The following is a 26,299-nucleotide window of genomic DNA, read 5'->3' as shown; positions in this document are numbered from 1 at the left end:
GCTTCCACCTCAGAACGGCGCCTCCGGATAGACCCTGAGCCCCTCTTCGGTAAAGCGGAGCTTCTTGAGGTTGCTGTCGTGGGCAACGCCGTGCATCTTCAGAACCTGAAGGGCCCTTACCATCTGATAGTTCCTCATGAAGTGGTGAAGTACTATAACGCCGTCGGAGAGGTAGTAGTCCTCCGTGTAGTTCTCGGAGCTCATCATCTCTGCCATTATGAGACACGTAATCCCGCGCTCGTGGAGCTTCCTTATGAACCTGCCCAGCGCCATCCTCTTGTGCTCGGGGTCGAGAACCGAGTACTCCAGGGACGTGAATGAGTCTATGACCACCCTCTTGACACCCTCCGCCTCGATGATGCGGAGGATGTTCTCAAATATCTCGCTCCAGGTGAACCTCCTCCCAGCGCCGAAGATGCTCTCACCCATGTCATAGAAGAGTATCCTCTTCGACTTGAGGTGGGTTAGGAGTCCGAAGTTGTACCTGAGCATGTCTTGGGTTATAATCTTGGGATGCTCCAGAAGGGATATGAACAGTCCCTTCTCATCGTTTTTGGCGCCCTCAACCAGAAACTGAACTCCAAAGGTCGTTTTTCCGCTTCCAGGGGGACCAATTATAAGATAAACCCTGCCCGGGATAAAGCCCCCACCGATTAAATCGTCAAGTCCCGGAACGCCGGTTGAAACTCTATCAAGACTCTTGAGGAGTTCTCCCACGTACATGATCACTCCCTCCGTATTACATAAACGTCCCCAGGGTATTTAAGGTTGAAGTGTTCATTGATGTCCACATGAGCCTACAATGTGAAAAGCGATTTGAAGCGTGACGTAACCCATTGACATTTTCTTTTTTCGAGCCTCGTCCTTTAGGGCGGGGGAGGTCAGACACTAAATATCCAGCGTCATCTTCGAAGAGCGGGAAACCAGTAAAAAGCGAATACCATGACATAATGAAGCAAACGAAAGGACAGTGTCCCAAAGGTTTATATCTCGGCCTATGTTACTATCAACTATGAGAACCATGGCCTCGGAGGGAATCTTTGGGTTTCTCATACCATGGTTTGCTGGTGGTCTCCTCCTGCTGGAAGACTACTTTAATCCCTCGTGGTTCTTCAGGAAACGCATCTGCCTCGGGATTGCAAACCTCAAGTGGAGCCTGCGGTGCCACGACTTCTTTGAGTTGCTCTTCCTCGTGCTCCCCATAGCCGCCGTGGCCCTAACCACATGGCTCTTTAGGAGATGGAAAGACACGGACGGGCTTCCACTATTTGTCCTTACGGTAGCTTTCGGCTTTCCCGGAACACTGACCTTTTTCCTCCTTATTGCGACGGCGATCTCGAAGAGACTCCCCACTGGGATCGGGGAGGAGTTTACCCTGGCCATGTTCTTCGTGTACTTCATGACGGTGGCAGGAGTCGCCGCAGGGGCGCTAGCCCCACGTCACGTGCCTGTTGACGAGGAAGCGCACGACGAATGAAACGACTATCCCGATCAGGTTGGCAACGAGGTAGTACAGCCCCATGTAAACGAGGACAGCATAGATGAGCCACTGAACAACGGCCCCGGTTAAAGCCGCTATGTGAAACGTGAAGAGTCTCCTCCAGAGGGGCTTTCTCTTGAGGTCCTTGAACGTCCAGAGATCGTTCCAGGTGAAGTTGTTGAGTATCGCCAGCTCGGTCGCCGGGACGTTGGCGAGTATCTTGTCCCAGCCAAAACCAGACACGAAAAGCCAGAGAAAGCCTTCGTTTACGAGAACACCAGAAAGACCGACGAGGGTAAATTTGATGAGCCGGTCCAGCTCGCCCTCCCAGCGCATGAGCCTGTAAACGTGCCGGAGGTAGTTAAGCATCGTTTTTGTACCCAGTTTGCTCTCCCCGGCTTTCCTGAGACCGAAGGTGAAGGGAACCTCAGTTACCCTCTCGTATTTGCCCTTGATCAGAATCTCCATGAGAATCTTAAAACCAACTGGATTGAGCTCTACCCCTTCAACGACCTCTCTTCTGAGGGCAAAGAAACCGCTCACAGGGTCTTTGACGTTCCTTATCTTAGGTAGCGCGAGGCGGCCTATCATTATAGCGCCCTTGGAGATCAGCTTCCTGTACCAGTACCAGTTCCTCACTCCGCCTCCGGGAACGTACCTGCTGGCTATCGCTATGTCAGCACCGTTTTCAATGGCCCTCAGAAGCTCGGGAATAACCTCGGGCGGGTGCTGAAGGTCGGCGTCCATGACGACGAAGACATCGCCAGAGGCCTCTCTGAATCCCCTTATCACGGCAGAGGAGAGGCCCTTCTCATCGGTGCGGCGTATCACCTTGACGGGATATCTTTTACCCAGTTGCTGAGCAAACTCCCAAGTTTTATCGGGAGAATCGTCGTCAACTATGATGATTTCATAATCGTAACCCTCAAGCGCTCCGCTGATTCTATCGAAGAGCTCCTCAAGGTTTTCCCTCTCGTTGTAGGTGGGAACTATAACGCTGATTTTCACCCTCATCCCTCCACCTTCATCAAACTGTTCCGTAAACTTTATAAGTCCTGCGACTGCCCTTAACAGCGGGCATGGGGCCGTGGGGTAGCTTGGCCTATCCTTCCGGCTTCGGGAGCCGGGGACCCGAGTTCGAATCTCGGCGGCCCCACCATAACAGCCCTTTCTGACGAAAGCGCTGGCGGAAAGACTGCATGCGATTTTGAAAATATTTGTTTTTCAGGTGGTTTATCTTTCAACTGCAAGCTTACGGGATTTCACTCACCACAAGGCGTTCGAAGAACGCCAGAATAAAAGTGAAACCTTTTAAAGGGCTGATTTTTGACGTCAAACCTACGTTTTAAGTGTAATTTTTAAGAGTGCATGCATGATTTTATTCATTTTTAAACGACAAGGGGACTCTCTTGGTCAAGCTTTTTCCAAAAGCTTGTTCGCCGAGCGAAAGTTTGATCAAAGTTTGTATCTCCTTTTAAAATGCTCTCCCACATATGTTTTCACTTTTGAATTGCTCGTTCTGATTTGAGAAGCAACTTTGCTGGACAGGTTGCTTCTAATCCTGTGACTTATACGTTAAGATTTATTGAGCCTCAGCGTTGCTTCTCCTCGCTCCAGTCCTCGATAACGTGGGTCCGCCTCATCTTGTCGGCAAAATCCCAGAACTTCGGAACGATCATCAATGCAATGCCCACAGCCAGCACCAGCACCGCTATGATGGCCGCCGCGATGCCGCTACTGCTGAAGGCCCAGAAGGTCATGACAAAGGGAGCGAGTATTATCCCCAGTATAGCCGCACCAAAAATCAGTACCAGCAGCCTGTAGCCGTATCGCTCCATGAAGAGGGCGAAGTCCATCGTCTTCACCGGTTACCACTAACATAGAAAAGATATAAGCTTTGTGCACGGAAGGCGGGGGGTGATTCCTCGGGGGATAAAATTTATAAATCCCTTCCTTAAGCTATCAACGGGCACAGCCCCGTGGTGTAGCGGCCAAGCATGCGGGACTCTGGATCCCGCGACCGGGGTTCGAATCCCCGCGGGGCTACCATTCACCTGGGCTCCAGACCTCGAACCCCACCTTCTCCAAATTCTAGGTTCGTATTTTAAACCTCATGTTATACATTCTAACGTACTTTGACTCCCGGAGGATGTTATTGGATTATCTGTTCCGTTTTAGGTATGTCCTGAACCTTTCTTAGAACTTGCCCAACCTTTGTCATGATTTCTACAATATCTTGAAAAATATACAAAAATCGGGGAGAGGTTGCCACAACAAGCAGGGACATAATGGAGTTAATCTACCCATTCATTCTTAAATCAGGAGATTCAGCAAAGAATACCTGTAAAAACCGCGAAAATCCTAAAATCGGACTTTTCAGGAACCCTTAAATAGTATGGGGATGAGTTTAGAGTGGTGTTACATACGCATTGCTTAACATGGAGGGGGTGAGGATGTGAGCAACGTAGTTAACCTGGAGGTTGAGATTATGAACCTCCTCAAGATACACGGATCACTCAGTGTCGCTTTTCTGACGCGGTTCCTTAATGAGAGGGGTGTTTTCTGCACGAGGCAGAAAGTTGAGAGAACCCTCAGAAAACTCGTGGAGCAGAAAAGGGTGGAGGCGTTCTACACCAACGGGAATAAGAGAAAACATTACAGGTTGCGGTGATATGATGGGGGCAACGACGGCAATACTCGGCAACGACAGGAGAATGCTCATGATAGAGTTTCTCCAGCAGAGGGAGGGCCACGCCGAGCTTAGAGAACTGGTTGAATACATAGCAGAAAAGGAAGGCTCAACTGACAGAAAACACAGGAAGAGCGTCTACGTCAGCCTAGTCCAGACGCACATCCCCAAGCTGGAGAGGGAGGGAGTGATAACTTTCAGCCACGGCGTCGTCACGCTCCTGAAGATTCCGGACGATGTGACCGTCTACATGGAGGTCGTCAGCAGGCACGACATAAGCTGGAGCGCCTTCTACATGGGGACCTCAATAATCTTCATCATCGCTGGCTGGTACCTAGGCAGTATGCCTCTGTTGCTGGCCGCCCTGGTGTATCTGGCCATAAGTCTGGTACACCACAAACGGGTAAAAAGACTGTTTTGAGTAAGGAATCTTAAACCAAACACCCATCAGTTTTGGCAGGTAACCTTGCGTTACCGATGAGTAAGCTGGAATTGTCTATATACTCGGTAGGTTGACATGATAACTGGCAGCCAAAAGGTTGCCTTACGGGGCGCTGCGTTGACGTAACAACGCGAGGGATATCTGAACTCTGGTTCTCTTATCCTGACTTCTTACCACAGTGCCTCCAAATTAGGAGGCGAAAAAATTGAGAAAAAATATTGCCCTAGGAATTTTTGGCCTGTTGGTGGCCTTTGGCCTCGTTTTGGGGGCTGGAGCAAACTTCAGGGACTACAACGCTGACAGGAGTGTGCATTGGGACATAGTGACCGATGACAACGAGCTCATCGACCTAACCCCAATACAGCCCTACGCGTACATAAACGACGGCGGTGTTTTGGTGGTTGACATCAGCCCAGACAACCCGAACTACCCCGGCTACGGAAACGGCCTAAGCCCGAACTCGGAGTACAACTTCGATGAAGTGTTTGAGGTAAGCAACGACCTCTGGGAGGACAACATGAGCATAGTTGTAAGGATAACAAACGACGGCAACAGCGCAATCCAGTTCTACGGCGCAGACTTTGACGTTCATGACAGTCTGACCGGAGCAGTGGTTTACGCCAGCGACATGGCGAAGGACGACGTGTGCTTCGTTGTAGATAACGGCGACGCTGTTAAGGTGGGAATGGACTTCGACGTTGGTAACGAAGCCCCAGGTACAACCCAGAGCACCACAATGCACATCGAAGCATACAGGCTTGGAACCGAGCCAGCTGACTTAGTTGGCAAATGCGGACAGTGAAGGGGGCGTAAAGAATGAACAAACTGTTTGGACTAACTTTGCTGATGATAGGAATGCTCCTAGCGGTGGGCGCTGGAGCTAACTTCAGATATTATGCCGCCGATAGGACGGCCTCCTTCGATGTAGTTTCCGATGACAACGAGCTCATCGACCTAACCGCCCTTCAGCCCTACGTGACCTACGATGCCGGAAAGCTCTACGTGGATATAAGCAGCTACAACCCGAACTATCCACAAGGTGCTGGTATGGGAATGAGCCCGAACACGACCTACGTCTTTGAGGAGATGTTCCAAGTAAGCAACGAGCTCTGGGAAAACAACGAGACTAACTACCCGATATGCGTCACCATAAAGACCCAGCATGACGATGTACTGATCTTCGCGGGCAACTACACCAACCCCATAGCCGGACCGGACAACAACATAGAGTTCACCGTCGAGCACGGAGACCCTGTTCCGATAGGCATGATATTCGACAACACAAACTCAACCCTGGGAAGCTACCAGTTCCAGATGAGCATCGAGGCCTACGCCGGAGCCTGCCCGTGATTTTCTTTCGGGGCCTTTGCCCCCAATCTTTGAGAGGGAAAGCCAATGAGAAAAGTGATGGAGAACCTGGCCATAGTTATTGTATTGATATTTATGATAACATCGATAGTCGGGTTTATCCTTGACAGGCCTGTTTTAGTTTCTTACGCTTCCTCCGAAAGCATGACCCCCACAATAAACGTGGGTGACCTGTTTTTCATCAACCCCCTCTCAAGAAGGGCGGAAGTAGGGGACATCATTGTCTTTCAGAGACGAGACGGGTGGACAGTCCACAGGGTATACGCAATTACCAGCGATGGATACATCACAAAGGGGGACAATAACGTTGCAACGGATCAGCAGGAGGGATTGTACCCTACAGTTAAAAAGTCGGATATGGCCGGGAAGGTAATCGTCCTCTTTGGCAGACCCTTAGTCGTTCGGAAGGGGGGAGAGCTGATAGAGAACATACGCTCAAAGGCGACAAACTTGTACGTCGTTGGCATCTTGGTAGTGATGGGTGCCGTTCTAACGTTTTCAGGCTCGAACAGAAAAGAGAGGCATCGAAAGAAGAGCTCAAGGAGGTTCGTTAAGCTATCCCTGAAAACCGTCTATGCCGTGATTTCAGTAGCCATAATAGCAGGATTCGTTTTCGTCACTATCTCCTCCTGGGGCACTATAGCTTTCACCTACTCCTCAACCCTGGCCGGTGGACAGAGGGAGGGTTGGTACCTTCCAGGGACAAGCTTTGAGAGGAACATCACGATAGAAAACCACGCCGTTTACCCATTCTATTATTTCATTGAACCAAGGAGAGAAAGGGTAACCTTGCTGGGGGATGATACCTTTAGAGTAACAGGGGGTATGAGTCACGAGGTACTCCTCAAGATTTCCGTTCCACAGGACACTCGAGTGTACCGCGAAGAGGTTGAAGTCAGGTCATACCCAGCGATCCTGCCGTTTGGAGCGGTTGAAAAGGCATATAGTGCAAGCCCTTACATTCCACTAATCCTTTACTCATCTGAGCTGGTCGCGATTATGATGACTTTTTACATACTGGCTGGAATAGGAAAGGACGAGTTGTTGAGAATTAAAATCAGGAGAAGAAGCGTTCTAGGAAAAATATTTGGGGATGGTAAACAATGAGAACCCTCTTTTTGGTGGCCGCCTTTATCATCGGAATGATACTCATAGCCGGCTCAAGCGGAAACTTTAGGGGTTATACCTCAAACAGGACGGCATGGGTAAGCGTTGTGAGCGGAGAAAACTCATCCATAGCATACAGGTGTATAGAAAATCCCCTGGTTGTCGAAGTTGATGAGGGAGTAGAATTTGTGGCGATCACCGTGGAGAACAGGATGGATGTTCCACTATCGGTTCATATAGCCGGTGATTTCTCCAACCTACCACCTGATGCAACGGGAAGCGTTGAGGGCACTATAAAAACAATCAACCCTGGGGAGGCAATCCAGTTCGAGGGCGAGATAGAAAGCACCTCCTCCATCAGCGAGGGCCCCTACGAGGTGCCAATCACAATATACGCTGACTGGGACGGAGGGAATGCAAGAATAGATGCATGTTCAATATGGGTAACTTTCAACGGAGGACCAACTATCCGAAAGGATCTACTTACAGGAGAGCTTGAAGTGCCTGCCCACACTTATCAGCAGTGGACATTCAGGATCAGCGTCACCAGTCCAGAGCTTGCGAGAAACCTAACGATAAAGGATGTAGTACCCGGAGAGTTCGACATAGACTCAATAGTACCTAGCGCAGGAACCTACTCCGTAGTTCAAACGGGAGCGGCACATCACATCACGTGGAATGTGGAAGTGCCCGCGGATGGAAGCGCCCATCTGGACGTGACCATACACACAAAGCTTAACCCGGCTGGAAAGCAGGAGTTCACGTCCTGCGGCGAATATCCCTTGAATGAAGGGGCAGAAATAGAAGGGTACGAAATCAGAAGCGATGGGATAAACGTCACCGCCATATGCGACGGCGGCAACGACTGCTACCTTTGTGTGAAAAGCATCCGGATAAGCGGACCAAGGCACCTCAGGGATGGCACTCCCGCGGACTACCACACTAGGATATTCGTGAAGAATATGGGGGCAGAAAAAGACCTAACCGTAACCCAGTACGTCGGGAAACATTTCACGGTTGAGAGTTATTCCACCAATAAAGGAGCCATCTTACTGACGAACGTGCCGAACGGAAAAACCGAAGTAAAGTGGACACTCCACCTGGAGCACGGTGGGACTGCAACGCTGGACCTCTACGAACACACCGACGGGATAAGCATAAGCGGACACTCGAAAAATGTTCTCCTGGTTAGCAGACCCTGCATAGCGGGATGCGGCTGCTCCGGATGTTCCACCTACGTTCACGTTTACAAGTGTGGATGTCAAGCCGAGAATGACAACGAGTTCCTGGACGAATCGTTAGATGACGGAAAAAGCCCTTCTACCTGCGAAGGGAGATGATTTTTGGAGGGAATTGATTTGAAGATTGGTAAAGACGATAAGAGAAACATCCTCAGGGTTACGCTTGCGGTCTCACTTATGCTGGCCGTGACGTTTACTGTTTATTCGGGATTGGCATACACAAGGGAACAGACTACAACACGGGTATCTTACGAAACCAAATACGTCGAGACCGGGAAGCTTACCCATGTGGGATTCTTTGGAAACGAAACAGTTTACAAAAACGGAACGGGCCTCGAATATTACCCGAAGAAGATAACGAGATACATAAAGGGGAACTACCTGTATTCGACAAGACCAGAAGTGAGCGGTCACTACAGGCTCACCCTGAACGAGAAATACTACATAACGTCCGGCAAAGACGTTGTGTACATTGTCAACCTCAGCCAACCAATTGGGGAGGGAAAATTCTCCGGAACCTTTTCCGTCCCGGTAACGTTCAACCTCACCGAGATGGACGAGACCCTAAAACGGATACGCGACGGAACCGGCCTCTATCGGGCAGAAGCGGAGGTTTACTTGCAGGTGGAGATAGCCACCGAAGGTAGGCAGGACTTCAGCCAGAAAATCTCGCTCTCAAACGATAAATCCGGGATGCTCAAGCTTCAGGATACCGAAAAAGAGTACAAAAAGGTGGAGAGACACACTAACACTACAATAAACACCATCAACTTTCTGGGCAAAGACGTAAAGGTCTCAACTGGAAGAACCGTTTTTCCCATCATGGCGTTAGGTTTTGTTATGCCCCCCGTCGGGTTCATGTACACGCATAGAAGGAAAACTCCGCCAGACGAACTCAAAGGGTTGAGAAAGTTCATAGTCGAGGGCGTTCCCAAGGACACCGACGAAACCAATATTGTTACTCTCGCCTCGGCTAGAGACCTTGAAAAAACCTTTGACCTCTTAGACAAGCCGATACTCCATTATCGCCACCACAAGAACGATGTTTACACTATAGTGGAGGGGGACGTTACCTATGAGTATATCAAGCCCTCAAAGGAAAGGGACGGGGCCAACTGAGGGCCCTCCCCTTCTCCTACTGCTTTTCTGGTTTTCAGAACCAACAACTTTAAAAGCCCTATCCAAAAGGCTAACCTAGAAGTTCTACAAGAGGTAAGAGGTGGTTAGATATGAACCCGTTCCACGAGCTTGAGCCCGGACCGGAGGTTCCAGAGGTCGTTTACGCTCTCATAGAGATTCCAAAGGGAAGCAGGAACAAGTATGAGCTCGACAAAAAGACCGGCCTTATAAAGCTCGATAGAGTGCTCTACAGCCCGTTCTTCTACCCTGTCGACTACGGAATAATCCCGCAGACCTGGTACGACGACGGCGACCCCTTTGACATAATGGTCATCATGCGCGAACCTGTCTACCCGCTCACCATCATCGAAGCGAGACCGGTAGGCATCATGAAGATGGAGGACTCCGGAGATAAGGACTGGAAGGTTCTCGCCGTTCCGGTCGAGGACCCGTACTTCAACGACTGGAAGGACATCGACGACGTCCCGAAGGCCTTCCTTGACGAGATAGCCCACTTCTTCCAGCGCTACAAGGAGCTGCAGGGCAAGGTCACCACCGTTGAGGGGTGGGGCGGCGCCGAGGAGGCCAAGAGGGAGATACTCAGGGCCATCGAGATGTACAAGGAGAAGTTCGGCAAGAAGGAGTGATTTTCCCTTTCTATTCCTATCCCAAGGGGAGGTAAAGGCATGTACAAGCTCCTGAAGATTAAGGACGTTGTGAGAATCCCGCCCAGGATGTTCACGATGGACCCAAAGGAAGCCGCCAAACTTGTCCTCCGCGAGACCTACGAGGGAATCTACGATAGAGACGAGGGCGTTATTCTGGCGGTAATGGACGTTGAGGAGATAGGCCAGGGAGTCATCGTGCCCGGAGACGGTGCAACCTACCATGAGGTTGTCTTTAACGTCCTCGTCTGGAAGCCCGAGATGCACGAGGTCGTTGAGGGCGAGGTTATAGATGTAGCCCCGTACGGTGCCTTCATCAGAATCGGCCCGATGGACGGTCTCGTCCACATCAGCCAGCTCATGGACGATTACGTAGTCTTCGACGAGAAGAACAAGCAGTTCCTCGGCAAGGAGACCAAGAGGATCCTCAAGCTCGGGGACGAAGTCAGGGCAAGGGTCATCGCCATAAGCATCAAGAGCAGGGTGATCAGAGAGAACAAGATAGGCCTCACCATGCGCCAGCCCGGTCTCGGAAAAAGGGACTGGATAGAAAAGGAGAAGCGCAAGGAGGCTGAAGCATGACGAAGGAGAGGGCGTGCAGGCACTGCCACTACATAACTACCGAAGACCGCTGTCCGGTCTGCGGGAGCAGGGATCTGAGCGACGAGTGGTTTGACCTCGTCATAATCACTGATCCAGAGAAGTCGAGGATAGCCCAGAAGCTGGGCGTCAAAGTTCCAGGAAAGTACGCCATAAGGGTTAGATGATGCTGTTCGTACTAACGCCCGAACTCAGACGGGAGCTGAAGGAGCCCCTGGGAGAACTCGTCCGGGGCGAGATTCCCGAGCCGTACCTGAAGGTTAAGGGAGAGCTTGAAAAAGCCCAGTATTTAGTTACCGTTGGGGATGTTGTCACCGAGAACGTCCTCCGGCTGGGAATAAAGCCGAGCGTGGCGATATACGACCACAGAACGAAACGCCGGGAGTACAACCCAGACATCGAGACCGGTGCGGTGGTTATGACCGTCCAGAACCCCGCGGGAACAATAACGAAAGCTTTATTAAACGCAATCAGAAAGGGCTTTGGACTGGCCGAAAGGGGCCGGAGGGTTTACATAAAGGTATGCGGAGAGGAAGACCTGGCGGCCATTCCGGCCGTGCTCTACGCGCCCCTTGGCTCGATCGTGCTCTACGGCCAGCCGGATGAGGGAGTAGTGCTTATAAGGGTAACACCCGAATGCAAGCTCAAGTGCGGGAAGCTCATGTCTAAGATGGAGGTGGTTCGCGATGGAGATTAAGGTTACCGAGATAAGGGAGAACAAGCTCCTCGGGAGAAAGGAGATATACTTCGATGTCATCCACGAGGGTGAGCCGACGCCGAGCAGGGCCGACGTCAAGGGCAAGCTCGTGGCGATGCTCGACCTCGACCCCGAGACGGTAGTCGTCCAGTACATAAGGAGCTACTTCGGTAGCCGCGTTAGCAAGGGCTACGCGAAAGCTTATGAGAGCAAGGAGAGGATGCTCTACATCGAGCCGGAATACGTCCTCATAAGGGACGGAATAATCACGAAGGAGGAGGAGTGAAATGGGACAGAAGTGGAAGCTCTACGAGGTCCAGGGCGGTAAGGTCAAGAGGAAGAACAAGTTCTGCCCACGCTGCGGTCCTGGAGTGTTTATGGCCGAGCACAAGGACCGCTGGAGCTGCGGCCGCTGCGGCTACACCGAGTGGAAGAGGAAGTGATTTTTCCTTCCTTGGCTTTTCTACATCCACTTAGGGTTAACCTCAAAAGGACGTTGCGGTAGATGGTACCATGCCAGTCTACTACGGCATCAGGCTCAAACTTCATCCCCAGGTCTACGAGCCGGCTGAGGACACGTTCCTTTTAGCGGAGAACCTCGCGGTCAGGGAAGGCGACCTGGCCCTCGACGTCGGTACCGGAACCGGACTTATAGCACTCCTCATGGCCAGAAAAGCCCGCTTCGTTCTGGGGGTGGATATTAACCCTCTCGCGGTTGAAGTGGCGAGGGAAAACGCCAGGCTGAACGGCATCCAAAACGTTGAGTTCCGCCTGAGCGACCTCTTTGAGAACGTTGAAGGGAAGTTCGATGTCATAACATTCAACGCCCCCTACCTCCCCGGCGAGCCGGAAGAGCCGATAGACCTGGCACTGGTTGGGGGCAAAAGTGGAAGAGAAGTCCTCGACAGGTTTATCCGGGAAGTCCCAGAATACCTCAAGCCCTGTGGAGTCGTCCAGATAGTCCAGAGCTCGATAACAGGGGTGGAAGAAACTCTGAGAAGGCTGAAAAAAGCCGGACTGAGCGGAAAGATAGTGACTAAGAGACACGTATTTTTCGAGGATATCGTCCTGATAAACGCTACGCTGAGCGATTGCGTTTGACCTCAAAGAGGAATTTGACCCTGGGCCTCTCCACTGGCTCAACATCGTCCTCAGAGAAGTCAATTTTAATCTCCTTTGCATCGATGGCAAGCCGTGGTTTTAACGTTCCGAACATGGATGAAAAAACGAGGCCGGGCTTTTAAACCTTTCGCAGATTGCCGAAGTATTTTTCGACGATAAAATATCGGTGAGGTCACACCCACGACCCATCACCTTTTTAAAAGGCTCTCCCAAAGCCAACCCAGAGAGATGAATTAGGTGAGGCTAATGGCGATAACCTTCAAGTCCAACCCAAACATGCCCGAGGAGATAGCGAGCCTCTTCAGGAAGCAGCACTACGCTTTAGTAGGAAGGCACAGCTCGGTGAAGCTCTGCCACTGGCTCAAGGAGAGCATAAAGAGGGACCGCTTTTGCTACAAGCAGAAGTTCTACGGCATAGCAAGCCACCGCTGCCTGCAGATGACGCCGGTTACTGCCTGGTGCACCCACAACTGCATATTCTGCTGGCGCCCGATGGAGGGCTTCCTCGGCACGGAACTACCACAGCCCTGGGATGACCCGGCATTCATCGTCGAAGAGAGCATAAAGGCCCAGCGCAAGCTCCTCGTCGGCTATAAGGGAATGCCAGGCATAAACATGAAGAAGTTCGAAGAGGCGTGGAATCCAAAGCACGCAGCCATAAGTCTATCCGGAGAGCCGATGCTCTACCCCTACATGGGCGACCTGGTGGAGGAGTTCCACAAGAGAGGCTTTACCACGTTCATAGTCACCAACGGAACCGTTCCCGAAAGGCTGGAGGAGATGATAAGGGAGGACAAGCTCCCCACCCAGCTCTACGTATCCCTCACCGCCCCGGACATCGAGACCTACAACCGCGTGAACGTTCCCATGATCCCCGACGGATGGGATAGGATAAAGACCTTCCTTGAAATGATGAACGGTCTCCCCGCCAGAACCGTCGTGAGGCTGACCCTCGTCAGGGGCGAGAACATGGCCAACCCCGAGGGCTACGCGAAGCTGATAAAGCTCGCCAACCCGATGTTCGTCGAGGCCAAAGCCTACATGTTCGTCGGCTATTCGCGCAACAGGCTCACCATCAACAACATGCCGCGGCACGAGGAGATTAAGGCCTTTGCAGAGGAACTCGTCAAGCACCTTCCGGGATACCACATCGAAGATGAATACGAGCCGAGCAGGGTCGTCCTCATAATGCGCGACGACGTTGATCCTCGGGGCAGCGGAAGGGAAGGGCGCTTTATAAAACATTGAGTCCCCTCTTCTTCCTATTATGGAAAAAGTTTATTTATTCTGGCCGCTTAGAATGAGCTTAGGGGTGTAAGGTGATGAAGAAGGTTCTGGCTCTAGTAATGATTGTTCTCATGCTGATTCCAGCCGTTAGCGCCGGAACGATAGACGGCTCTGCAAGGTTTCTCAAGGAGGCGGCCAAGTCAAGCCAGCAGACGAGGGAAATAAGCCTCGCTATAATGGCACTCTCAGAGGCGAGCAACGATCTGGAGTGGGACATTGCTCCAGAGCTGGACAACCTCGTGACGACGCTTCTCAAGTACCAGAACCCCGACGGGGGCTGGGGCCTGTACCCCGGTGAGACCAGCAACGTCCTCGACACGGCCTACGCCGTTATCGCCCTGGAAAGGGCGGATCCGATCGTCGGGGCACTGCGGGTCGAGGGTGTAAGGAACGCCATCAACAGTGGCCTTTCATACCTCCTCTCCTCGGGGAACGAGGGGGGATGGGGCTACGTACCGGGAACCCCGACCTCGTGCTATCCAACCCTCGTGACGATATGGGCCCTTGGAGAGAGCGGATACACCTACAACAGCAAAGTCGTCAGGGAAGCGATAAAATACGTGGAGAACACCACGACCTGTGAGATACCCGAGTACGAGGCCCTCGCCCTAAAACTCATAGCGTACCACAGCACAGGTTATCCAGTCTCCAACGAGACCATTGAAAGCGTCAAGGAAATCCTTCTCAATGACGGGAACCTCAAAATGAAGGAGCGCGCCATGCTGACGTACGCCCTCGTACTTCACACACCCATAGACTTTGACACGGCGAGGATACTCATCAAGCTGGAATCGTACAGCAAGAGCACGAACAATCTCGTTTACTGGATGAACACCCCGGACCTCTTCTCATCCACGGAGCTCGTGGCAACCACCTCCTATGCTCTCATGGCTTTCTCAACGTCATTCGAGCTCCCACCGGTGAAAGGGGTAAAGAACCCCTATGAGATGCCATGCCAGGAACTCAAGAACCTCCAGAACCCCGATGGGGGCTGGGGTCTCGGACGCAACGAGCCCTCCGACGAGAAGGCCACCTACTACGCACTTATGAGCATCCAGGCCTGTTATCCAGAGAAGGAGAGCATTGAAAAGGCCCTTGCGTGGACGAGAGGGGCCTTCGAGAGGGACGCGGTCTGGATGAGACAGGAACGCAGGATGTCCGTCGGCTACTACTACGCACTGAAGACGCTCCTCATGTACAACAACCTGACCGCCGAGGAAAAGGCCCAGGCGGAGGAGCTGATACGCAGTGTTCAGCTCGACTACGGCCTCTGGGGCAACACCGTCCTCGGTCCTCAGCCCTACGAAACCGCCCTTGCAATAAAAGCCCTCAGAGAACTGGGAGTTCCAGCAAACGACTCACTGGTTCAGAGGGCCAAGGAATGGCTTCTGAGCATAAGCAACGGCGGATGGGGAACCCACGTAACGACGAAGTACTACTCCTACATGCTCAAGCCAGACGTGCTAACGACCATAACCGTCCTTGAGGCCCTGAGTGAAATAGCCTCTCAGGAAGAGCTGCAGCCCCACATGGACTGGCTCATTGAGCAGAGGATTAATGGAGGCTGGCCATACTGGAAGACCTACTACGTCTGGGAGAAGAACAAGGAATTCCCTGGAACACCGACGGTTGAACTCACCGTCAGGGCAACGGACCTTCTGATGGATCACGGATACAACTACACCAACGAGACACTTGAATTCGTTATGAACGCCAGGGACTCCGGGGCGATAGACAACAAGACTATAGAGCTCGCCAGCACCATAAACTACCTCTCCCGCTTCCAGTACGTTCCCCCCGTGAGCCTTTATGACGTAAGGAGCGCTCTCGACAGCGATGTGTTCGGAATAATCGCACCCCATATGGACGCCGCCACGGTAAACGAGACGATAGACATGCTCAACGACCTCTTCAGCGGCGGCTTCATAGCCCTCAACACGACCACGATAGGCGAGGGCAGCTACATTGTCATGGCTCACTACGGCGAGTACTTCGTGAGACCATACAACCCCTACCTGAAGTTCCATCTCACAAACGAAACCGTCACGGTCGGAAACGTTACGGTGCCCATTGCCAAGGCGGTCATTCTTATCCCTGGCAAGACCCCCAAGGGAGTCGTCCTGTTCGTATTCTACGAGCAGGAGAACGCCGAAATTGCCAAGGAAGTCTTCACCACCGGCTTCATAAGGTACATCAGGGGAAACGCGATGATTCTCCTTAACGAAAACGGCAAGGTGAGGGTAATAGTCGTGGGGTGATTAAGAGGTGAGGGCTTTAATCATAGGGGTCGGCCAGTGCGGAACGAAGATAGCCGACCTCTTCGCTCTGGTGGATTTTGATACTCTGGCCGTAAACACATCTCGGGGCGACCTGGAGTACCTCAAACACGTCCCCCAGGAGCGGAGGATACTGATAGGCGAGAGCCTGACCGGTGGCAAGGGAGTCAATGCAAACCCGATACTCGGCAGAGAGGCTATGAAACGCGACTTGCCCCTCGTCATGCGCAAGATAGGCTCAATAATCGGCTATGAAGACATCGACATCTTCTTCCTGACCTTCGGCTTCGGCGGCGGAACGGGCGCCGGAGGAACACCCGTTTTGGCTAAAGCCCTCAAAGAGGAATACCCGGACTCCCTAGTGGTGGCCATCGGTGCACTCCCCCTCAAGGAGGAGGGAATAAGGCCGACTATAAACGCCGCAATAACCATAGACAAGCTCTCCAAGATAGCCGACTCAATAATAGCCATAGACAACAATAAGCTCAAGGAAGGTGGCGACGACATAAGCAGGGCCTACGAGAGGATTAACTACACGATAGTCGAGAGGATAGCGTCGCTCTTGGCCCTGGTTGACGTTCCCGGTGAACAGACTCTCGATGCCAGCGATTTGAAGTTCGTTCTCAAGGCCTTCGGCAGCTTTGCAACGGTCGGCTATGCAAAGGCAGATGCCGGCAAGGTAAAGAGCCTCTCAAGGCTCATCATCAAGTCGTTCGAGAGCGAGGGGCTGTACCTCGAGGCAAACATCGAATCGGCGCTGTACGGCCTGGTCGCGATCCATGGACCGCCGGAGATACTGAAGGCCTCGGATATCTTTGAGGCTCTGGATTACCTCACCAACAAGATAAGGGGCAAGCAGATATTCCGCGGCTTCTATCCGGATCCCCGCGAGAGGGAAGTAGAAGTCGTTACGCTCCTCAGCGGCATCTACGAGAGCAAGAGCATCGAGGACATAATCATCGCCGCAAAGAGATACGCCCAGTCGTTCATGGAAGCAAAGGAGGAAGCGGAGAACAAAAAGAAAGAGCTCCTAAGCGGCCTGCCCGATTTCGACGATGTATACTCCAAGGGCGGGAGCGAGCTTAAGGGAATCCCCGACGGAGAGTATCCAGACATCGAAGGGATAAGCAAGAGGCTCAGGAGGGAGAGAGATGACTGAGCCAATAAAGGACTCCGTTGAGGTTGCGCTAGACCTCGACGAGAAAGAAGTTTACTCCCACATAGCCCACGAGAGCGCCGAGGACATCATCAGAATAATCTCTTCCCTCGATGCCGAGAGGGCAAAGCTCCACGGGGAGGTCATCTACTACAAGGACGACTGGGACGACCTCATCCGGGAGAGGATAGCGAAGGGAAAGCGCCACACAGCCTTTGATTTCTACAACCCGGCTTTACTCGACATCTGGGAGCAGAAGGTTAAGGAGATTAAAGAGGCAAAGAAGCGAGAAAAAGGCCTGTATGCCGCCATAGGTGGGGCGATAGGCATGACTGCACTCGCGTCCTTCTTCACCGGTCAGCCTTACTTCATCATCGGACTTGCAATACTACCAGCGGTTCTCCTGATAAGAGATTCCACCCGGGAAAAGCTTGATTTAATCTACTACGAACTGACACAGTTCTTCATCGACGAACTGACCGAGCTGGTAGAGAAGCACTCCCTTCAGCCAGAGAGGTACAAGTTCAAAATATTCAGCGGAGATTACTTTGGCGTTGAGACCAAAAGGGTCGGAACTGGCCTTTTCGCCATCGTAAACGCCGGAAAATCGGAGAGTAACGATTAAATAGATGTTCGGAGATATACCCTACTGAGGGGAGAAAATATGCGGATAAAAAAGCGTGGTCAGGTTTCGCTTGAGTTCATGTTAATCTTTGGAATGATGCTCATACTCCTGCTTTACTCCGTAAACAACATCACTTTCAGGGAAGGCTCGACCTCAACCGAGACCCTTCGAATCCAGATAAGCCTCGAAGAGAAGAACCTCGCCAACGCCATCTCCAACACGATATCACAGGTTTACGCCCAGGGTCCTGGAGCCAAGTCAACCACCTACGTAAGGATCACATACCTGAGAGACCCCGATATGCTTCTTAAAGGGCTGGGTGTGAACAGCCCCAAGGTTTTCATCACCTACGGGAACTACAGTACCGAAGGCAACGGCACGTACGTTACCGTTACAGGAACCAACGTTACCGCCGTTCTCAGCGGCGGGAACAAGAACGTCTTCTGGAGCAGATCGATGTACCAAGCGGTTCTATACACCAACTCATCCGTATGGTCCCCATCCGGAAGCGTCACCTTTGGGTCATCCACGGTCTACGGGCTGGATCTCGACCCCGCGACCCTCCCAGCAACACTGGAGATAGTTGTTGAGTGGAACCCCGACAATCCAAACTCATGGATATTTGACTCGACTGCTGGTGAGCTCCACATAAACATAAACCCCGGTGGATGAAGATGAAACGGGGACAGATAAGCCTTGACTTTCTCTTCGCAATTGCTCTCATTGCAATCACAGTTCTAAATATGGTTCAGATCGCCAGCATGCAACGAAGCCACGCAGAGGCCTTTGACATCACCACTCGTTTGAAAATATTCTCCGTAGACATAAGGGACACAGTAGCCAAGGTCTATGCCTCTGGCAACGGGTTTAGCGCCAAGAAGGAGTCGCCTATCCCTTTAAGGAATGGGGACAGTATAACCATAAAGCTAAACGCGAAAAGCAACACAATAATCGTAACCGGGAATATTGGCGGAAGGCAATACACTACTGTGCAACAGAGCCCAATTCCCTTATACCAAGACGAATCGATTCAAATAACACCTGACAAAAGTGAGATATGGATAAAGGCCCGAGTGGGGGGAGGAAAGGTTTATGTCGAACTTAGCTACTCGCCGTAAGGGGCAGGTTGCCATTGAAGCTCTCTTCATAACCGCAATAATACTAACTGGGATACTCATACTTGTTCCCCCCTACCTCGAGGAGAACAGAAACACCACAATTCTCGCTTACGTGAGATCCTCTGCTTCGAGCGCATGTCTGTACCTCAACTCAGGAGTCACTGTGGGTAGTCAACCGTATAACATCCTTAACCCTGTGATAGAGAAGTCCAACTACACCTCAAGGAACTTCATAGTCTCCTCGATAAGCTCAAGCAAGAGCGGCGACACGATAATCATCAGCATACAGGTCAAGTACTCGGGAAAAATTGATCTTAATAATGACAACATAGCCAAGGCAATACAAGACTTTCTAGTCAAGGATCTTCTCAACCACACCGACGCCAAGATGGATGGGGAGATCCTCTACTACGACGGCAAAAAGATCTCTATAAACGTGAGTGTGGTGAGAACATGAGGTACAGGGGACAGATATTCTCCTTAGACGCGATGTTGGCCCTAGTCATGGTAATCGTGATGCTCGGCACGATAACCAGCACCTCAACGGTCCTTCAGAACGAGATATCCGCAATGGTCGATTGGTACGAGAGGGTGAACATAGCTAGCAACATGCTCGACGTCTTGACCAAGAACCCCGGGAATCCAACTGACTGGAACAAGGATATTTCGAATCTCAAGAGCCTAGGCCTCAGAAGTAATACGTATCCCTATGCTGTCAGTTATGATAAAATATCAGCCTTGATGAAGCTAGAGGATAGCACTGCCGTAATCAACAGTTTGATCAATATGAGCAACCACAAGGACTTCGAGCTCCGCCTTTACCTCCCCAACACCACCATCAGCCTGACTGGGTATTTTCCCAAAAGGGTGTTTATCGATCTCAGCGACGGTAGAGACAGGAACATTCAAATCGGACAGGGCAGTACAGGCAACAACCCCTTCGATGCCGCCAACGTGACTCTGAACGGGGATAATCTTCCCAAACGTAACCAGCCGTACAGCCTCTCCCCCGGGGACGTTCTGGCCTTCTACGCCCTTGAGGACATAACCGTCCACGACAGGAAAAATGGCGAAGACTATCCAATCTCCGCGCCCGCTTATGTAGAGATACAGGTAATATCCACTGGATCAAACTTCCAAGTGAAGTGGAGCGATAGTGGGCTCCACATAACAGGACAGGGGCAGGTCAGGATTGTAGTGGAGGGATACCAGAAAAGTACGATAACAGTAAATGTCGATGTGACAGAGCCCGAGGAGCTAACAGCACCTTCATACAGGATAGCCGTCATAAACGGGAGCAAGGTGGATGATGACGCCGTCATACAAAGATCCCGCGATAGGTCACCTTGGATTGAGTACATAGAGAGAAAGGTCACCGTTGAGAAATTTAGGTACGAGGAGAACATCAACGTCGATTTCTCCTCCACTACCGAGTGGATAGTCGGTAGACTGACAATGAACGTGCCCGAGTACTCCTATTTCAGGGTCACCGTTGCACCCCAGTACACGGGCAGAATAATCCTGGTAGCAAGGGACGGGGAAGAGTACAGGGGCGTTCTCATAGAGAAACAGAGCAGTGACTCTGTTATACAGGCGATAGTAGCGACCTCGGACGATTCATCTCCGCCTAAGTTCTACCAAGGGAACAAGACAAGCGTGGATGTTCCATGGAGCTCGATATTTCAAGCATTTGACACGAGTGTCGGCTCGAAGGTCATCACGGTGTGGATATATGGCAACACGTTCGACGGTACTGTAGAGATAAAGGACATGGGACATCTGGACACCATGATGGAGCCCAAGTTCGAGAGGACAATATTAAAGCTGTGGGTGTGGGATGACTCATGAAGAGGCGGGCCTTCATTTTTACCCTGGATGCGATACTCTCCGTGTTTCTGGCACTGGTAATAATAACGGGCATAATCGGGATAGAAGCCCAGACGAGGAATGTGTACTCCACTTACATGCGCTCGAGCGACAAATACTTAGCAGAAGACACGCTGACGATGCTAAAGACCGTCCCCCTCAGTGACATTGTCCCTCAGGAAAAGCTCTCCGAGTGGATATCCTCGGGAGTTCTCAACACAACTCTCGTCAATCCCCGCATGTCCCCCCTCGAGATAACAGCCACTTACTGGTCGCTAGACGCTAAGTATCCGGATCTTGAGCTCAGGAAGAAAGCAGGAGAGATTCTGTCCTTCATCCTGAGCACGGCACTAACGGGCTATGACTATGAGCTCATAATATCCACAAACGACAGTAGCAACGTGTACAACTACGAGAAACCTTACATCATTAAGAGAGGGAGTAACTACAACCTCACCCCGGACGTCATGCCGGCGACGCTTATACTCAGCGGTTACGAGTACAACAGAACTCCCAGGGGGTACATGGCCAGGGCGTACCTGAGCAAGCTGAAGGCAAAGGAAACGACTTACACCTACATGGGAGACTACATAGCAACGGCCCACTACAACACCGGACCTATAAAAATCAAGTACATCGTTCCCACGTCGCAGTTCCCCTCCGATGCGAGGATTACTGGGGTTAAGTGGCTCCTGGAAGGGGCCTGGACATACTCGGACTATTCCCTCAGGATCAATGACAAATACATTACCTGTGGAAACTGGGATAACGGGAGATGGAATAACGTCCACTTAAACGAGGAGCTTGAGGACACCAATGACAACAACTACAACACATGCAACCTAGTAGAGGAGGTACAGAACAGGGTAGATCAGAGAACAAACACTACTTTTACTGTGCTGGTAGATCATGATAGAAACTCCGGTGAGGACGGAGCACAGCACATCATAATCACATACAGGACGTCCCAGGCGTCCACCTTCACGTACCCCCACAAGTTCCACTTCGCCGACATCTACGCCAACGACTCGTTGTACATTGAGAAATATGTCTTCGCACCAGGTAACATCAGCGACCTCCGTATTCACATCGAGGGTGAGAACATAGAAACAGTGACGGCCAGATTCAGGGTATTTAACCACCTCTCAAACCAGATAACTCTCTCAAGATCAGGCAACATGTTCACCGCAGACAACGCCACGATAGCGAGTGCTATACACTCAACCGGGTACACGTATAAGGACATCTCCGGATCTTTCTTTACAATAATTTTTGACATAACAAGGGCAAGCTCTCACAGCGAACTTCACCTCGATGGAACAAAATCCTATGTATACGTTGATTACACCCCATTTGTTTACTCCAGCCTCTACTCAATAGACTTCAGGAAGCCCCTCGATGATTATACCGCCAGAAACCGCAAAAGCGGAGACTTCTACCGCGAGGTCACCTGGCAGTGGAACATTCCGGAAAAAGGAACCCCCATTTACGTCAGGTATCAGCTCCCGTGGCTTCACGATGCAGGAACAGTATGCACCCAGAGGGTTCGGATACTCAGCAAGGATGAGGAGACGTGGATAACCCTCTACGACGCTCCCAATTACAACGATTTCATCGATGTCTTCGCCAGATGGGGGTACACCGTAACCACACGGGACTACCAAGGCAGAGTTGTCAAGGATGCAATACACCCGGGTCTCAACGAGTTCGACCTCACCTTTGGAAACTGCTATGGCGTGGACCCATCCCATGCCCTCGGCGAGGTTCTATTCCTCCTCGACGCCTACGCCCCGTACGAGGACATCAAACCACAGCTTCTCCAGGGATACCCGGAGGTCAAGGCCTACAACCTCACCTACAGGTACAAGGTGGGAAGCACTGTGAGAGAGTCGAGCGTAATAATAGGCGACAAGGCCGCAGTTTATAATGGGGATTACATGAACTTAACCGCCGCGGAGCTGAAACCAGAGGACTACGCCGTAGACGATGCGGTTATTAGGCTGTTCCACAAGCTTGGAGGGGACGGCTGGAACAACCCAATACTGGTCGAGCTGTCAGACACCAGGATAGACTTCGCGTCTCTCGGTGGGATTCCAAGTTCAACATCTCCCATAGTGGTTACTCTGAGGGTATGGAGGGAGAACCCATGAGGAGGCGAGGATTCCTCATGAACTCAGCCGTGTTACTACTTCTTATCCCGCTGTTATTGCTCATAGCCACGTACGAGGATGCCTCATCAATGATAATCACATCCCAGAGCGAGAACGTCCAGATAGAGAGAACGTTCAGGCTAACCTCTTATCTGGAGGAAGACTTCAAGAACATCCTTGCTCTCTCCACGAAGAGGGCCATCGCGCTCAGCGTTGATTACGTCACTAGTGAGAGGCCACTGGACAACGCCAGTGCGGCTTTAGAGCAGCTAATAACCTATGGTCATTACCCTTACATAGGAGGAACAAGCTCCAAGTGGACGTCCCGCGAGGAGTTCTTTATGAAGAACAACACCATCAAAGACTGGCTGATGAACATGAAGTGGGAGCTCGAGAGGCAGGGCTACACGATGAAGCCAAGCCCAGATGAAATAGTTCGGAACATGAAGCTCACCGTGGCACCGCTCGACTCCTTCCACATAGTAATCAACGCGAGCATACCCACCATCGTCATAGAGGACTCCTCCGGACTAGTCGTCTATAACTCCTCCATCCCCCAAAACGGCTCTGTTTACGTAGTTATCCCAATAGAAGGCATAGAGGACCCTCTATTCCCATACCTTACAAGCGGAAGGGCCTCCAGGATAATCTCCGCGTGCAAGTTCGCCTACCCCTCAATCACCCCGCCATACATCCGCCTCGACGGGTACGGGCAGTCCAACATAAAGACCTTCTCAGGCCAGCTCTACAACGTGCCCCGGGGAGGAACGATATTCTACAGCGACAAATACATCGCAGGGGAGAACGTCCTCGGGTACATAACGCGGCAGCAGCCGTCCGAGACTCCGAACGCCCCCTATATCTTCAACACGACACTGGGTGGAAGAAAGGTTTCGCCAGTGAGCGTCTTCAATCCGGGGGACATAGGGGTCATGACGTTTGATTCAATCAGTGAGGACGGTGGCACTTCCACCCACTGGTGCGAGAAGAAACTGGAGTATCGCGCCAACATGACGCTCCCTAGTACAACTCCCCTGAATTCACTCGTGCTCCTAGAACTTACTCCCACCTCTGTGCCGTTCGGAAGCGCCGTCCATGACGGCACCGCAGCCTCGATAAGGATATACAAGCGCTCAGACACCTCCTGCAACATAGCTCCCTACTGGATAGAGTACTGGGGAGACGACAAGATACTCATCTGGCTCAACACCACTGACACGAGGGAGTACACCGTCTACTACTCCACCAGCGACCAGAACATGGAATGGAGCGGAAACATAGCGATTTTCCCCGTCCATAACCAGAGCGTGACCCTGACCGCCGGCGAGGAGAAGAGCGAGATTATATCAAATATACCATGGAGTTCATTCTTCGTCAGGTATTCGATTAAGGGGGAAGAAAGCACCAAAGACTTCGACGGTGGCGTAGAGGTTGCATTCAACTCCTCCAAATGCATTCTCGTGGTGAAATCGATAAGCACCACAGTGTTCTCTAGAATGGATACCGAGAACGTTCAGATTCCAATATATCTCTCAGCGACCAACATAAGTGACCTCGGTGCCCACTGGACAACCAACAAAGCAGCGATCACAATAACGGACGTTTACGGAAACCAAGTGCCGTTCTGGATAGAGTACTGGAACTCCGAGGGGGCACTGATATGGGTCAAGGCAAACCTGACGGATGATACGTCCCTACTGGAGAGGTTCCTGAAGTTCATCTACGGCATAATGCCTCCGTTTATTCAGGAATGGATGGACTTCATGTTTGGATGGCTCTCGGACACATACTACAACGTCTTCCTAATCTGTCCATCGAATGAACAACCGGTCAGAGGGGATGGAAACAAGGTCTTTGAGTTCTTCGATGACTTCAACGGGAACTCCCTAGACACAAATGAGTGGAACTATAAGACAGTCAATGGGGGAAGCTACTCCGTATCAAATGGCGTCCTCAAATTGCAAGGGAACAATGATAAGAATGCCGACGTCTGGATATGGACCAAGAAAACATTCCCAAGCTCGTATGTTATCGGAATGAGAGCTTACCTAAAGAATCAGCCGTTTTTCATGTGGTATATTGATTCCTATGGGGATGCCTGGATTGAACACGTAGTTGGCAAGACTGGACATCTCCGCACATTCAACATAGCAGACGGTAGTCTCTCCAGTTACCAAGAAAAGGGTGGAAAATACAAAAAGGGCGAATGGAGCAGGCTGGAGCTGTATATCGACTCTGGAGACTTCTATACATATCAGACCACATCACAGTTTAAAGGAATGTGGGGCAGTCCTGTGAGTGAATACACTTGGTACAATTCCGAAGCAGACGAGCCGATAGGTCTCGGGCAGATTTACAAAGGGCCTTCACGCTACGATTTTATTTACGTCCGGAAATATCTCGACATTTCAGAGATGGAGCAGAATAGTATTTTTGTAAGCCTACAAAAGAGAGTTCAGTTCATAGACGACAACCCCGGCCATCGGGACCACGGAGGCGACAAGCTCGCCATCCTCCAGGAGTGGAGCACCAATCTAGACAACTACAACGGGGCTTGGTATATGAACACCCCCCAGAGATACGAGGTAATTGTAGAGAAAGGCTCCAGAACCCTCGACCTAACGTTCACACACACTCCAAACCTCGCAGGATCCAGGGAGTCCACCGCGAGCGTGCAGGTCGGGCAGGCTACCGGATTCAGGCTCTTTGCGACCATTGACAACGACCAGGGGAACGACGCGTACTTTGACTGGATAGTGGCGGCTTCATACCCCTATGAAACGTACACTACAAGCCAGATTAGAACCACCCCAAGCGAGAGCATTCCGTCCGTGGGAGGTTACTCAACCGCGAGGGTGTACGATATCCAGCCCTTCATTGACTGCATCCAGGCCCAGAAGTACTTCGGAGTAGAGGGGGCACCGTCGTTCTTTGAGAGACTGGAAGGTGGGGACACCACCAACCAGAACTACTACGAAAGGATAGCCGCGAAGATGCAGAGGACAGTCTACGGAACCGCGAGGTATCCAATTGGGCTGATAAGTTTCATCCTGCCAAAGGACCTCCCACCCAACCTTAACTTCCTCGTTAGGAAACAACCCGCTGCCGACTACATATACCTTAACTACCGCGACTATTCATCCAATGATCCAAACTCCAAGAAGGTCTTCGGAATCTCGACCAACGGCGGTGTCTCATCGCTCCTGTTAGACGAAAACTTTTATTTAACACCCGAGATAGCCAGAAAGGTGTTTGGCGTACAGGGAGCAAGCGACCTACTCCAGGGGTGAA

At 51.4% G+C, this 26,299-nt stretch carries 29 protein-coding genes and 2 tRNA genes; 27 read left to right on the top strand and 4 right to left on the bottom strand.

All coding sequences use genetic code 11. The features are described 5' to 3' along the window. Positions 1-9: 9 nt before the first annotated feature. Entirely contained in the window at positions 10-723 is a 714-nt protein-coding gene (locus E3E25_RS09945; RefSeq protein WP_167893086.1) for an ATPase domain-containing protein, read from the bottom strand. Positions 724-1,012: 289 nt separating this feature from the next. Here E3E25_RS09945 and E3E25_RS09940 point away from each other — a divergent pair, with 289 nt between their 5' ends. Beyond that, entirely contained in the window at positions 1,013-1,477 is a 465-nt protein-coding gene (locus E3E25_RS09940) for a hypothetical protein (RefSeq protein ID WP_167893085.1), read from the top strand. On the opposite strand, the gene E3E25_RS09935 is transcribed toward E3E25_RS09940, so the two are convergent. Next, the gene (locus tag E3E25_RS09935) at positions 1,430-2,488 is read right to left on the bottom strand and encodes a glycosyltransferase family 2 protein (protein ID WP_167893200.1); all 1,059 of its coding nucleotides are present in this window, start codon (positions 2,486-2,488) and stop codon (positions 1,430-1,432) included. The genes E3E25_RS09940 and E3E25_RS09935 overlap by 48 nt on opposite strands. Before the next feature lie 73 nt (positions 2,489-2,561). Between E3E25_RS09935 and E3E25_RS09930 the strand changes: the two genes are divergently transcribed. Then, positions 2,562-2,639: transfer RNA gene (locus tag E3E25_RS09930), tRNA-Pro, on the top strand. Between the two features lie 433 nt (positions 2,640-3,072). Here E3E25_RS09930 and E3E25_RS09925 read toward each other — a convergent pair. Next, the gene (locus E3E25_RS09925) at positions 3,073-3,336 is read right to left on the bottom strand and encodes a hypothetical protein (protein WP_167893199.1); all 264 of its coding nucleotides are present in this window, start codon (positions 3,334-3,336) and stop codon (positions 3,073-3,075) included. A 117-nt stretch (positions 3,337-3,453) separates the two neighbouring features. Between E3E25_RS09925 and E3E25_RS09920 the strand changes: the two genes are divergently transcribed. The 15 genes from E3E25_RS09920 to E3E25_RS09850 all read left to right on the top strand — a co-directional run bounded on the left by E3E25_RS09920 (position 3,454) and on the right by E3E25_RS09850 (position 12,509). After that, a tRNA-Gln gene (locus E3E25_RS09920) sits at positions 3,454-3,529 on the top strand. A 406-nt stretch (positions 3,530-3,935) separates the two neighbouring features. Further along, the gene (locus E3E25_RS09915) at positions 3,936-4,151 is read left to right on the top strand and encodes a hypothetical protein (protein WP_167893084.1); all 216 of its coding nucleotides are present in this window, start codon (positions 3,936-3,938) and stop codon (positions 4,149-4,151) included. A 4-nt stretch (positions 4,152-4,155) separates the two neighbouring features. Beyond that, entirely contained in the window at positions 4,156-4,590 is a 435-nt protein-coding gene (locus E3E25_RS09910) for a hypothetical protein (protein ID WP_167893083.1), read from the top strand. Positions 4,591-4,816: 226 nt separating this feature from the next. After that, positions 4,817-5,413, top strand: coding sequence for a DUF1102 domain-containing protein (locus E3E25_RS09905; RefSeq protein ID WP_167893082.1), 597 nt, complete (start codon positions 4,817-4,819; stop codon positions 5,411-5,413). Positions 5,414-5,427: 14 nt separating this feature from the next. Next, complete coding sequence (locus E3E25_RS09900) at positions 5,428-5,961, top strand: DUF1102 domain-containing protein (RefSeq protein WP_167893081.1); 534 nt, start codon at positions 5,428-5,430, stop codon at positions 5,959-5,961. 45 nt (positions 5,962-6,006) lie between these two features. Further along, positions 6,007-7,086 (top strand): signal peptidase I, encoded by a 1,080-nt coding sequence (locus tag E3E25_RS09895; RefSeq protein WP_167893080.1) that lies wholly within the window; start codon positions 6,007-6,009, stop codon positions 7,084-7,086. Positions 7,087-7,121: 35 nt separating this feature from the next. Further along, positions 7,122-8,426, top strand: coding sequence for a hypothetical protein (locus E3E25_RS09890; RefSeq protein ID WP_167893079.1), 1,305 nt, complete (start codon positions 7,122-7,124; stop codon positions 8,424-8,426). Between the two features lie 18 nt (positions 8,427-8,444). After that, positions 8,445-9,446, top strand: coding sequence for a DUF5305 family protein (locus E3E25_RS09885; RefSeq protein ID WP_240910815.1), 1,002 nt, complete (start codon positions 8,445-8,447; stop codon positions 9,444-9,446). 110 nt (positions 9,447-9,556) lie between these two features. Continuing rightward, a complete protein-coding gene (locus E3E25_RS09880) occupies positions 9,557-10,093 on the top strand; it encodes an inorganic diphosphatase (protein WP_167893078.1) in 537 nt (178 codons plus the stop codon). A 39-nt stretch (positions 10,094-10,132) separates the two neighbouring features. Beyond that, positions 10,133-10,693 (top strand): DNA-directed RNA polymerase, encoded by a 561-nt coding sequence (locus tag E3E25_RS09875; protein ID WP_167893077.1) that lies wholly within the window; start codon positions 10,133-10,135, stop codon positions 10,691-10,693. Further along, the gene (spt4, locus tag E3E25_RS09870; RefSeq protein ID WP_167893076.1) at positions 10,690-10,878 is read left to right on the top strand and encodes a transcription elongation factor subunit Spt4; all 189 of its coding nucleotides are present in this window, start codon (positions 10,690-10,692) and stop codon (positions 10,876-10,878) included. The genes E3E25_RS09875 and spt4 overlap by 4 nt, the downstream gene beginning before the upstream one ends. After that, positions 10,878-11,408 (top strand): GTP-dependent dephospho-CoA kinase, encoded by a 531-nt coding sequence (locus E3E25_RS09865; RefSeq protein WP_167893075.1) that lies wholly within the window; start codon positions 10,878-10,880, stop codon positions 11,406-11,408. Before spt4 ends, E3E25_RS09865 begins: the two co-directional genes overlap by 1 nt. Next, positions 11,398-11,694, top strand: coding sequence for a 30S ribosomal protein S24e (locus E3E25_RS09860; RefSeq protein WP_167893074.1), 297 nt, complete (start codon positions 11,398-11,400; stop codon positions 11,692-11,694). Before E3E25_RS09865 ends, E3E25_RS09860 begins: the two co-directional genes overlap by 11 nt. Position 11,695: 1 nt before the next feature. Further along, positions 11,696-11,851: a 30S ribosomal protein S27ae gene (locus E3E25_RS09855; RefSeq protein ID WP_012572872.1), complete on the top strand. Its 156-nt coding sequence runs from the start codon at positions 11,696-11,698 to the stop codon at positions 11,849-11,851. Positions 11,852-11,921: 70 nt separating this feature from the next. Next, positions 11,922-12,509, top strand: a complete 588-nt coding sequence (locus tag E3E25_RS09850) for a HemK2/MTQ2 family protein methyltransferase (RefSeq protein WP_167893073.1) — start codon at positions 11,922-11,924, stop codon at positions 12,507-12,509. Here E3E25_RS09850 and E3E25_RS09845 read toward each other — a convergent pair. Further along, on the bottom strand, positions 12,487-12,624 hold the full coding sequence (locus E3E25_RS09845) for a hypothetical protein (RefSeq protein WP_167893072.1): 138 nt from the start codon (positions 12,622-12,624) through the stop codon (positions 12,487-12,489). The two genes, E3E25_RS09850 and E3E25_RS09845, sit on opposite strands and share 23 nt — an antisense overlap. A 152-nt stretch (positions 12,625-12,776) precedes the next feature. Here E3E25_RS09845 and twy1 point away from each other — a divergent pair, with 152 nt between their 5' ends. From twy1 to E3E25_RS09795, 10 genes are all read left to right on the top strand, one after another. Beyond that, positions 12,777-13,778: a 4-demethylwyosine synthase TYW1 gene (gene twy1, locus E3E25_RS09840; protein WP_167893197.1), complete on the top strand. Its 1,002-nt coding sequence runs from the start codon at positions 12,777-12,779 to the stop codon at positions 13,776-13,778. A 74-nt stretch (positions 13,779-13,852) separates the two neighbouring features. Next, positions 13,853-16,075, top strand: coding sequence for a prenyltransferase/squalene oxidase repeat-containing protein (locus tag E3E25_RS09835; protein WP_167893071.1), 2,223 nt, complete (start codon positions 13,853-13,855; stop codon positions 16,073-16,075). Positions 16,076-16,082: 7 nt separating this feature from the next. Then, entirely contained in the window at positions 16,083-17,252 is a 1,170-nt protein-coding gene (locus E3E25_RS09830; protein ID WP_167893070.1) for a cell division protein FtsZ, read from the top strand. Then, a complete protein-coding gene (locus tag E3E25_RS09825) occupies positions 17,245-17,874 on the top strand; it encodes a hypothetical protein (protein ID WP_167893069.1) in 630 nt (209 codons plus the stop codon). Before E3E25_RS09830 ends, E3E25_RS09825 begins: the two co-directional genes overlap by 8 nt. A gap of 39 nt (positions 17,875-17,913) precedes the next feature. Continuing rightward, a complete protein-coding gene (locus E3E25_RS09820) occupies positions 17,914-18,546 on the top strand; it encodes a class III signal peptide-containing protein (RefSeq protein ID WP_206204695.1) in 633 nt (210 codons plus the stop codon). Positions 18,547-18,548: 2 nt separating this feature from the next. Then, the gene (locus E3E25_RS09815; RefSeq protein WP_167893068.1) at positions 18,549-18,992 is read left to right on the top strand and encodes a hypothetical protein; all 444 of its coding nucleotides are present in this window, start codon (positions 18,549-18,551) and stop codon (positions 18,990-18,992) included. Continuing rightward, positions 18,967-19,449 carry a hypothetical protein gene (locus E3E25_RS09810; protein WP_167893067.1) on the top strand — a complete coding sequence of 161 codons (483 nt, stop codon included), beginning with the start codon at positions 18,967-18,969 and terminating at the stop codon, positions 19,447-19,449. The genes E3E25_RS09815 and E3E25_RS09810 overlap by 26 nt, the downstream gene beginning before the upstream one ends. Next, positions 19,446-20,840 (top strand): hypothetical protein, encoded by a 1,395-nt coding sequence (locus E3E25_RS09805; RefSeq protein WP_167893066.1) that lies wholly within the window; start codon positions 19,446-19,448, stop codon positions 20,838-20,840. Before E3E25_RS09810 ends, E3E25_RS09805 begins: the two co-directional genes overlap by 4 nt. Continuing rightward, on the top strand, positions 20,837-23,008 hold the full coding sequence (locus E3E25_RS09800) for a hypothetical protein (RefSeq protein WP_167893065.1): 2,172 nt from the start codon (positions 20,837-20,839) through the stop codon (positions 23,006-23,008). The genes E3E25_RS09805 and E3E25_RS09800 overlap by 4 nt, the downstream gene beginning before the upstream one ends. Further along, a complete protein-coding gene (locus E3E25_RS09795) occupies positions 23,005-26,298 on the top strand; it encodes a DUF2341 domain-containing protein (RefSeq protein WP_167893064.1) in 3,294 nt (1,097 codons plus the stop codon). Before E3E25_RS09800 ends, E3E25_RS09795 begins: the two co-directional genes overlap by 4 nt. Position 26,299 lies beyond the last annotated feature (1 nt).

This window comes from Thermococcus sp. MAR1 (assembly GCF_012027305.1).
Classification (GTDB): domain Archaea; phylum Methanobacteriota_B; class Thermococci; order Thermococcales; family Thermococcaceae; genus Thermococcus.
Note: the sequence above shows the minus strand (reverse complement) of the source record. Positions and strands in the feature narration are given on the sequence as shown.

What these genes read in the sequence shown, in the direction of transcription:
- E3E25_RS09945 (WP_167893086.1), bottom strand. Translation starts at nt 723, where the DNA reads ATGTACGTGGGAGAACTCCTCAAGAGTCTTGATAGAGTTTCAACCGGC.
- E3E25_RS09940 (WP_167893085.1), top strand. Translation starts at nt 1,013, where the DNA reads ATGAGAACCATGGCCTCGGAGGGAATCTTTGGGTTTCTCATACCATGG.
- E3E25_RS09925 (WP_167893199.1), bottom strand. Translation starts at nt 3,336, where the DNA reads ATGGACTTCGCCCTCTTCATGGAGCGATACGGCTACAGGCTGCTGGTA.
- E3E25_RS09910 (WP_167893083.1), top strand. Translation starts at nt 4,156, where the DNA reads ATGGGGGCAACGACGGCAATACTCGGCAACGACAGGAGAATGCTCATG.
- E3E25_RS09900 (WP_167893081.1), top strand. Translation starts at nt 5,428, where the DNA reads ATGAACAAACTGTTTGGACTAACTTTGCTGATGATAGGAATGCTCCTA.
- E3E25_RS09895 (WP_167893080.1), top strand. Translation starts at nt 6,007, where the DNA reads ATGAGAAAAGTGATGGAGAACCTGGCCATAGTTATTGTATTGATATTT.
- E3E25_RS09890 (WP_167893079.1), top strand. Translation starts at nt 7,122, where the DNA reads ATGATACTCATAGCCGGCTCAAGCGGAAACTTTAGGGGTTATACCTCA.
- E3E25_RS09880 (WP_167893078.1), top strand. Translation starts at nt 9,557, where the DNA reads ATGAACCCGTTCCACGAGCTTGAGCCCGGACCGGAGGTTCCAGAGGTC.
- E3E25_RS09875 (WP_167893077.1), top strand. Translation starts at nt 10,133, where the DNA reads ATGTACAAGCTCCTGAAGATTAAGGACGTTGTGAGAATCCCGCCCAGG.
- spt4 (WP_167893076.1), top strand. Translation starts at nt 10,690, where the DNA reads ATGACGAAGGAGAGGGCGTGCAGGCACTGCCACTACATAACTACCGAA.
- E3E25_RS09865 (WP_167893075.1), top strand. Translation starts at nt 10,878, where the DNA reads ATGCTGTTCGTACTAACGCCCGAACTCAGACGGGAGCTGAAGGAGCCC.
- E3E25_RS09860 (WP_167893074.1), top strand. Translation starts at nt 11,398, where the DNA reads ATGGAGATTAAGGTTACCGAGATAAGGGAGAACAAGCTCCTCGGGAGA.
- E3E25_RS09855 (WP_012572872.1), top strand. Translation starts at nt 11,696, where the DNA reads ATGGGACAGAAGTGGAAGCTCTACGAGGTCCAGGGCGGTAAGGTCAAG.
- E3E25_RS09850 (WP_167893073.1), top strand. Translation starts at nt 11,922, where the DNA reads ATGCCAGTCTACTACGGCATCAGGCTCAAACTTCATCCCCAGGTCTAC.
- E3E25_RS09845 (WP_167893072.1), bottom strand. Translation starts at nt 12,624, where the DNA reads ATGTTCGGAACGTTAAAACCACGGCTTGCCATCGATGCAAAGGAGATT.
- twy1 (WP_167893197.1), top strand. Translation starts at nt 12,777, where the DNA reads ATGGCGATAACCTTCAAGTCCAACCCAAACATGCCCGAGGAGATAGCG.
- E3E25_RS09835 (WP_167893071.1), top strand. Translation starts at nt 13,853, where the DNA reads ATGAAGAAGGTTCTGGCTCTAGTAATGATTGTTCTCATGCTGATTCCA.
- E3E25_RS09825 (WP_167893069.1), top strand. Translation starts at nt 17,245, where the DNA reads ATGACTGAGCCAATAAAGGACTCCGTTGAGGTTGCGCTAGACCTCGAC.
- E3E25_RS09820 (WP_206204695.1), top strand. Translation starts at nt 17,914, where the DNA reads ATGCGGATAAAAAAGCGTGGTCAGGTTTCGCTTGAGTTCATGTTAATC.
- E3E25_RS09815 (WP_167893068.1), top strand. Translation starts at nt 18,549, where the DNA reads ATGAAACGGGGACAGATAAGCCTTGACTTTCTCTTCGCAATTGCTCTC.
- E3E25_RS09810 (WP_167893067.1), top strand. Translation starts at nt 18,967, where the DNA reads ATGTCGAACTTAGCTACTCGCCGTAAGGGGCAGGTTGCCATTGAAGCT.
- E3E25_RS09805 (WP_167893066.1), top strand. Translation starts at nt 19,446, where the DNA reads ATGAGGTACAGGGGACAGATATTCTCCTTAGACGCGATGTTGGCCCTA.
- E3E25_RS09800 (WP_167893065.1), top strand. Translation starts at nt 20,837, where the DNA reads ATGAAGAGGCGGGCCTTCATTTTTACCCTGGATGCGATACTCTCCGTG.
- E3E25_RS09795 (WP_167893064.1), top strand. Translation starts at nt 23,005, where the DNA reads ATGAGGAGGCGAGGATTCCTCATGAACTCAGCCGTGTTACTACTTCTT.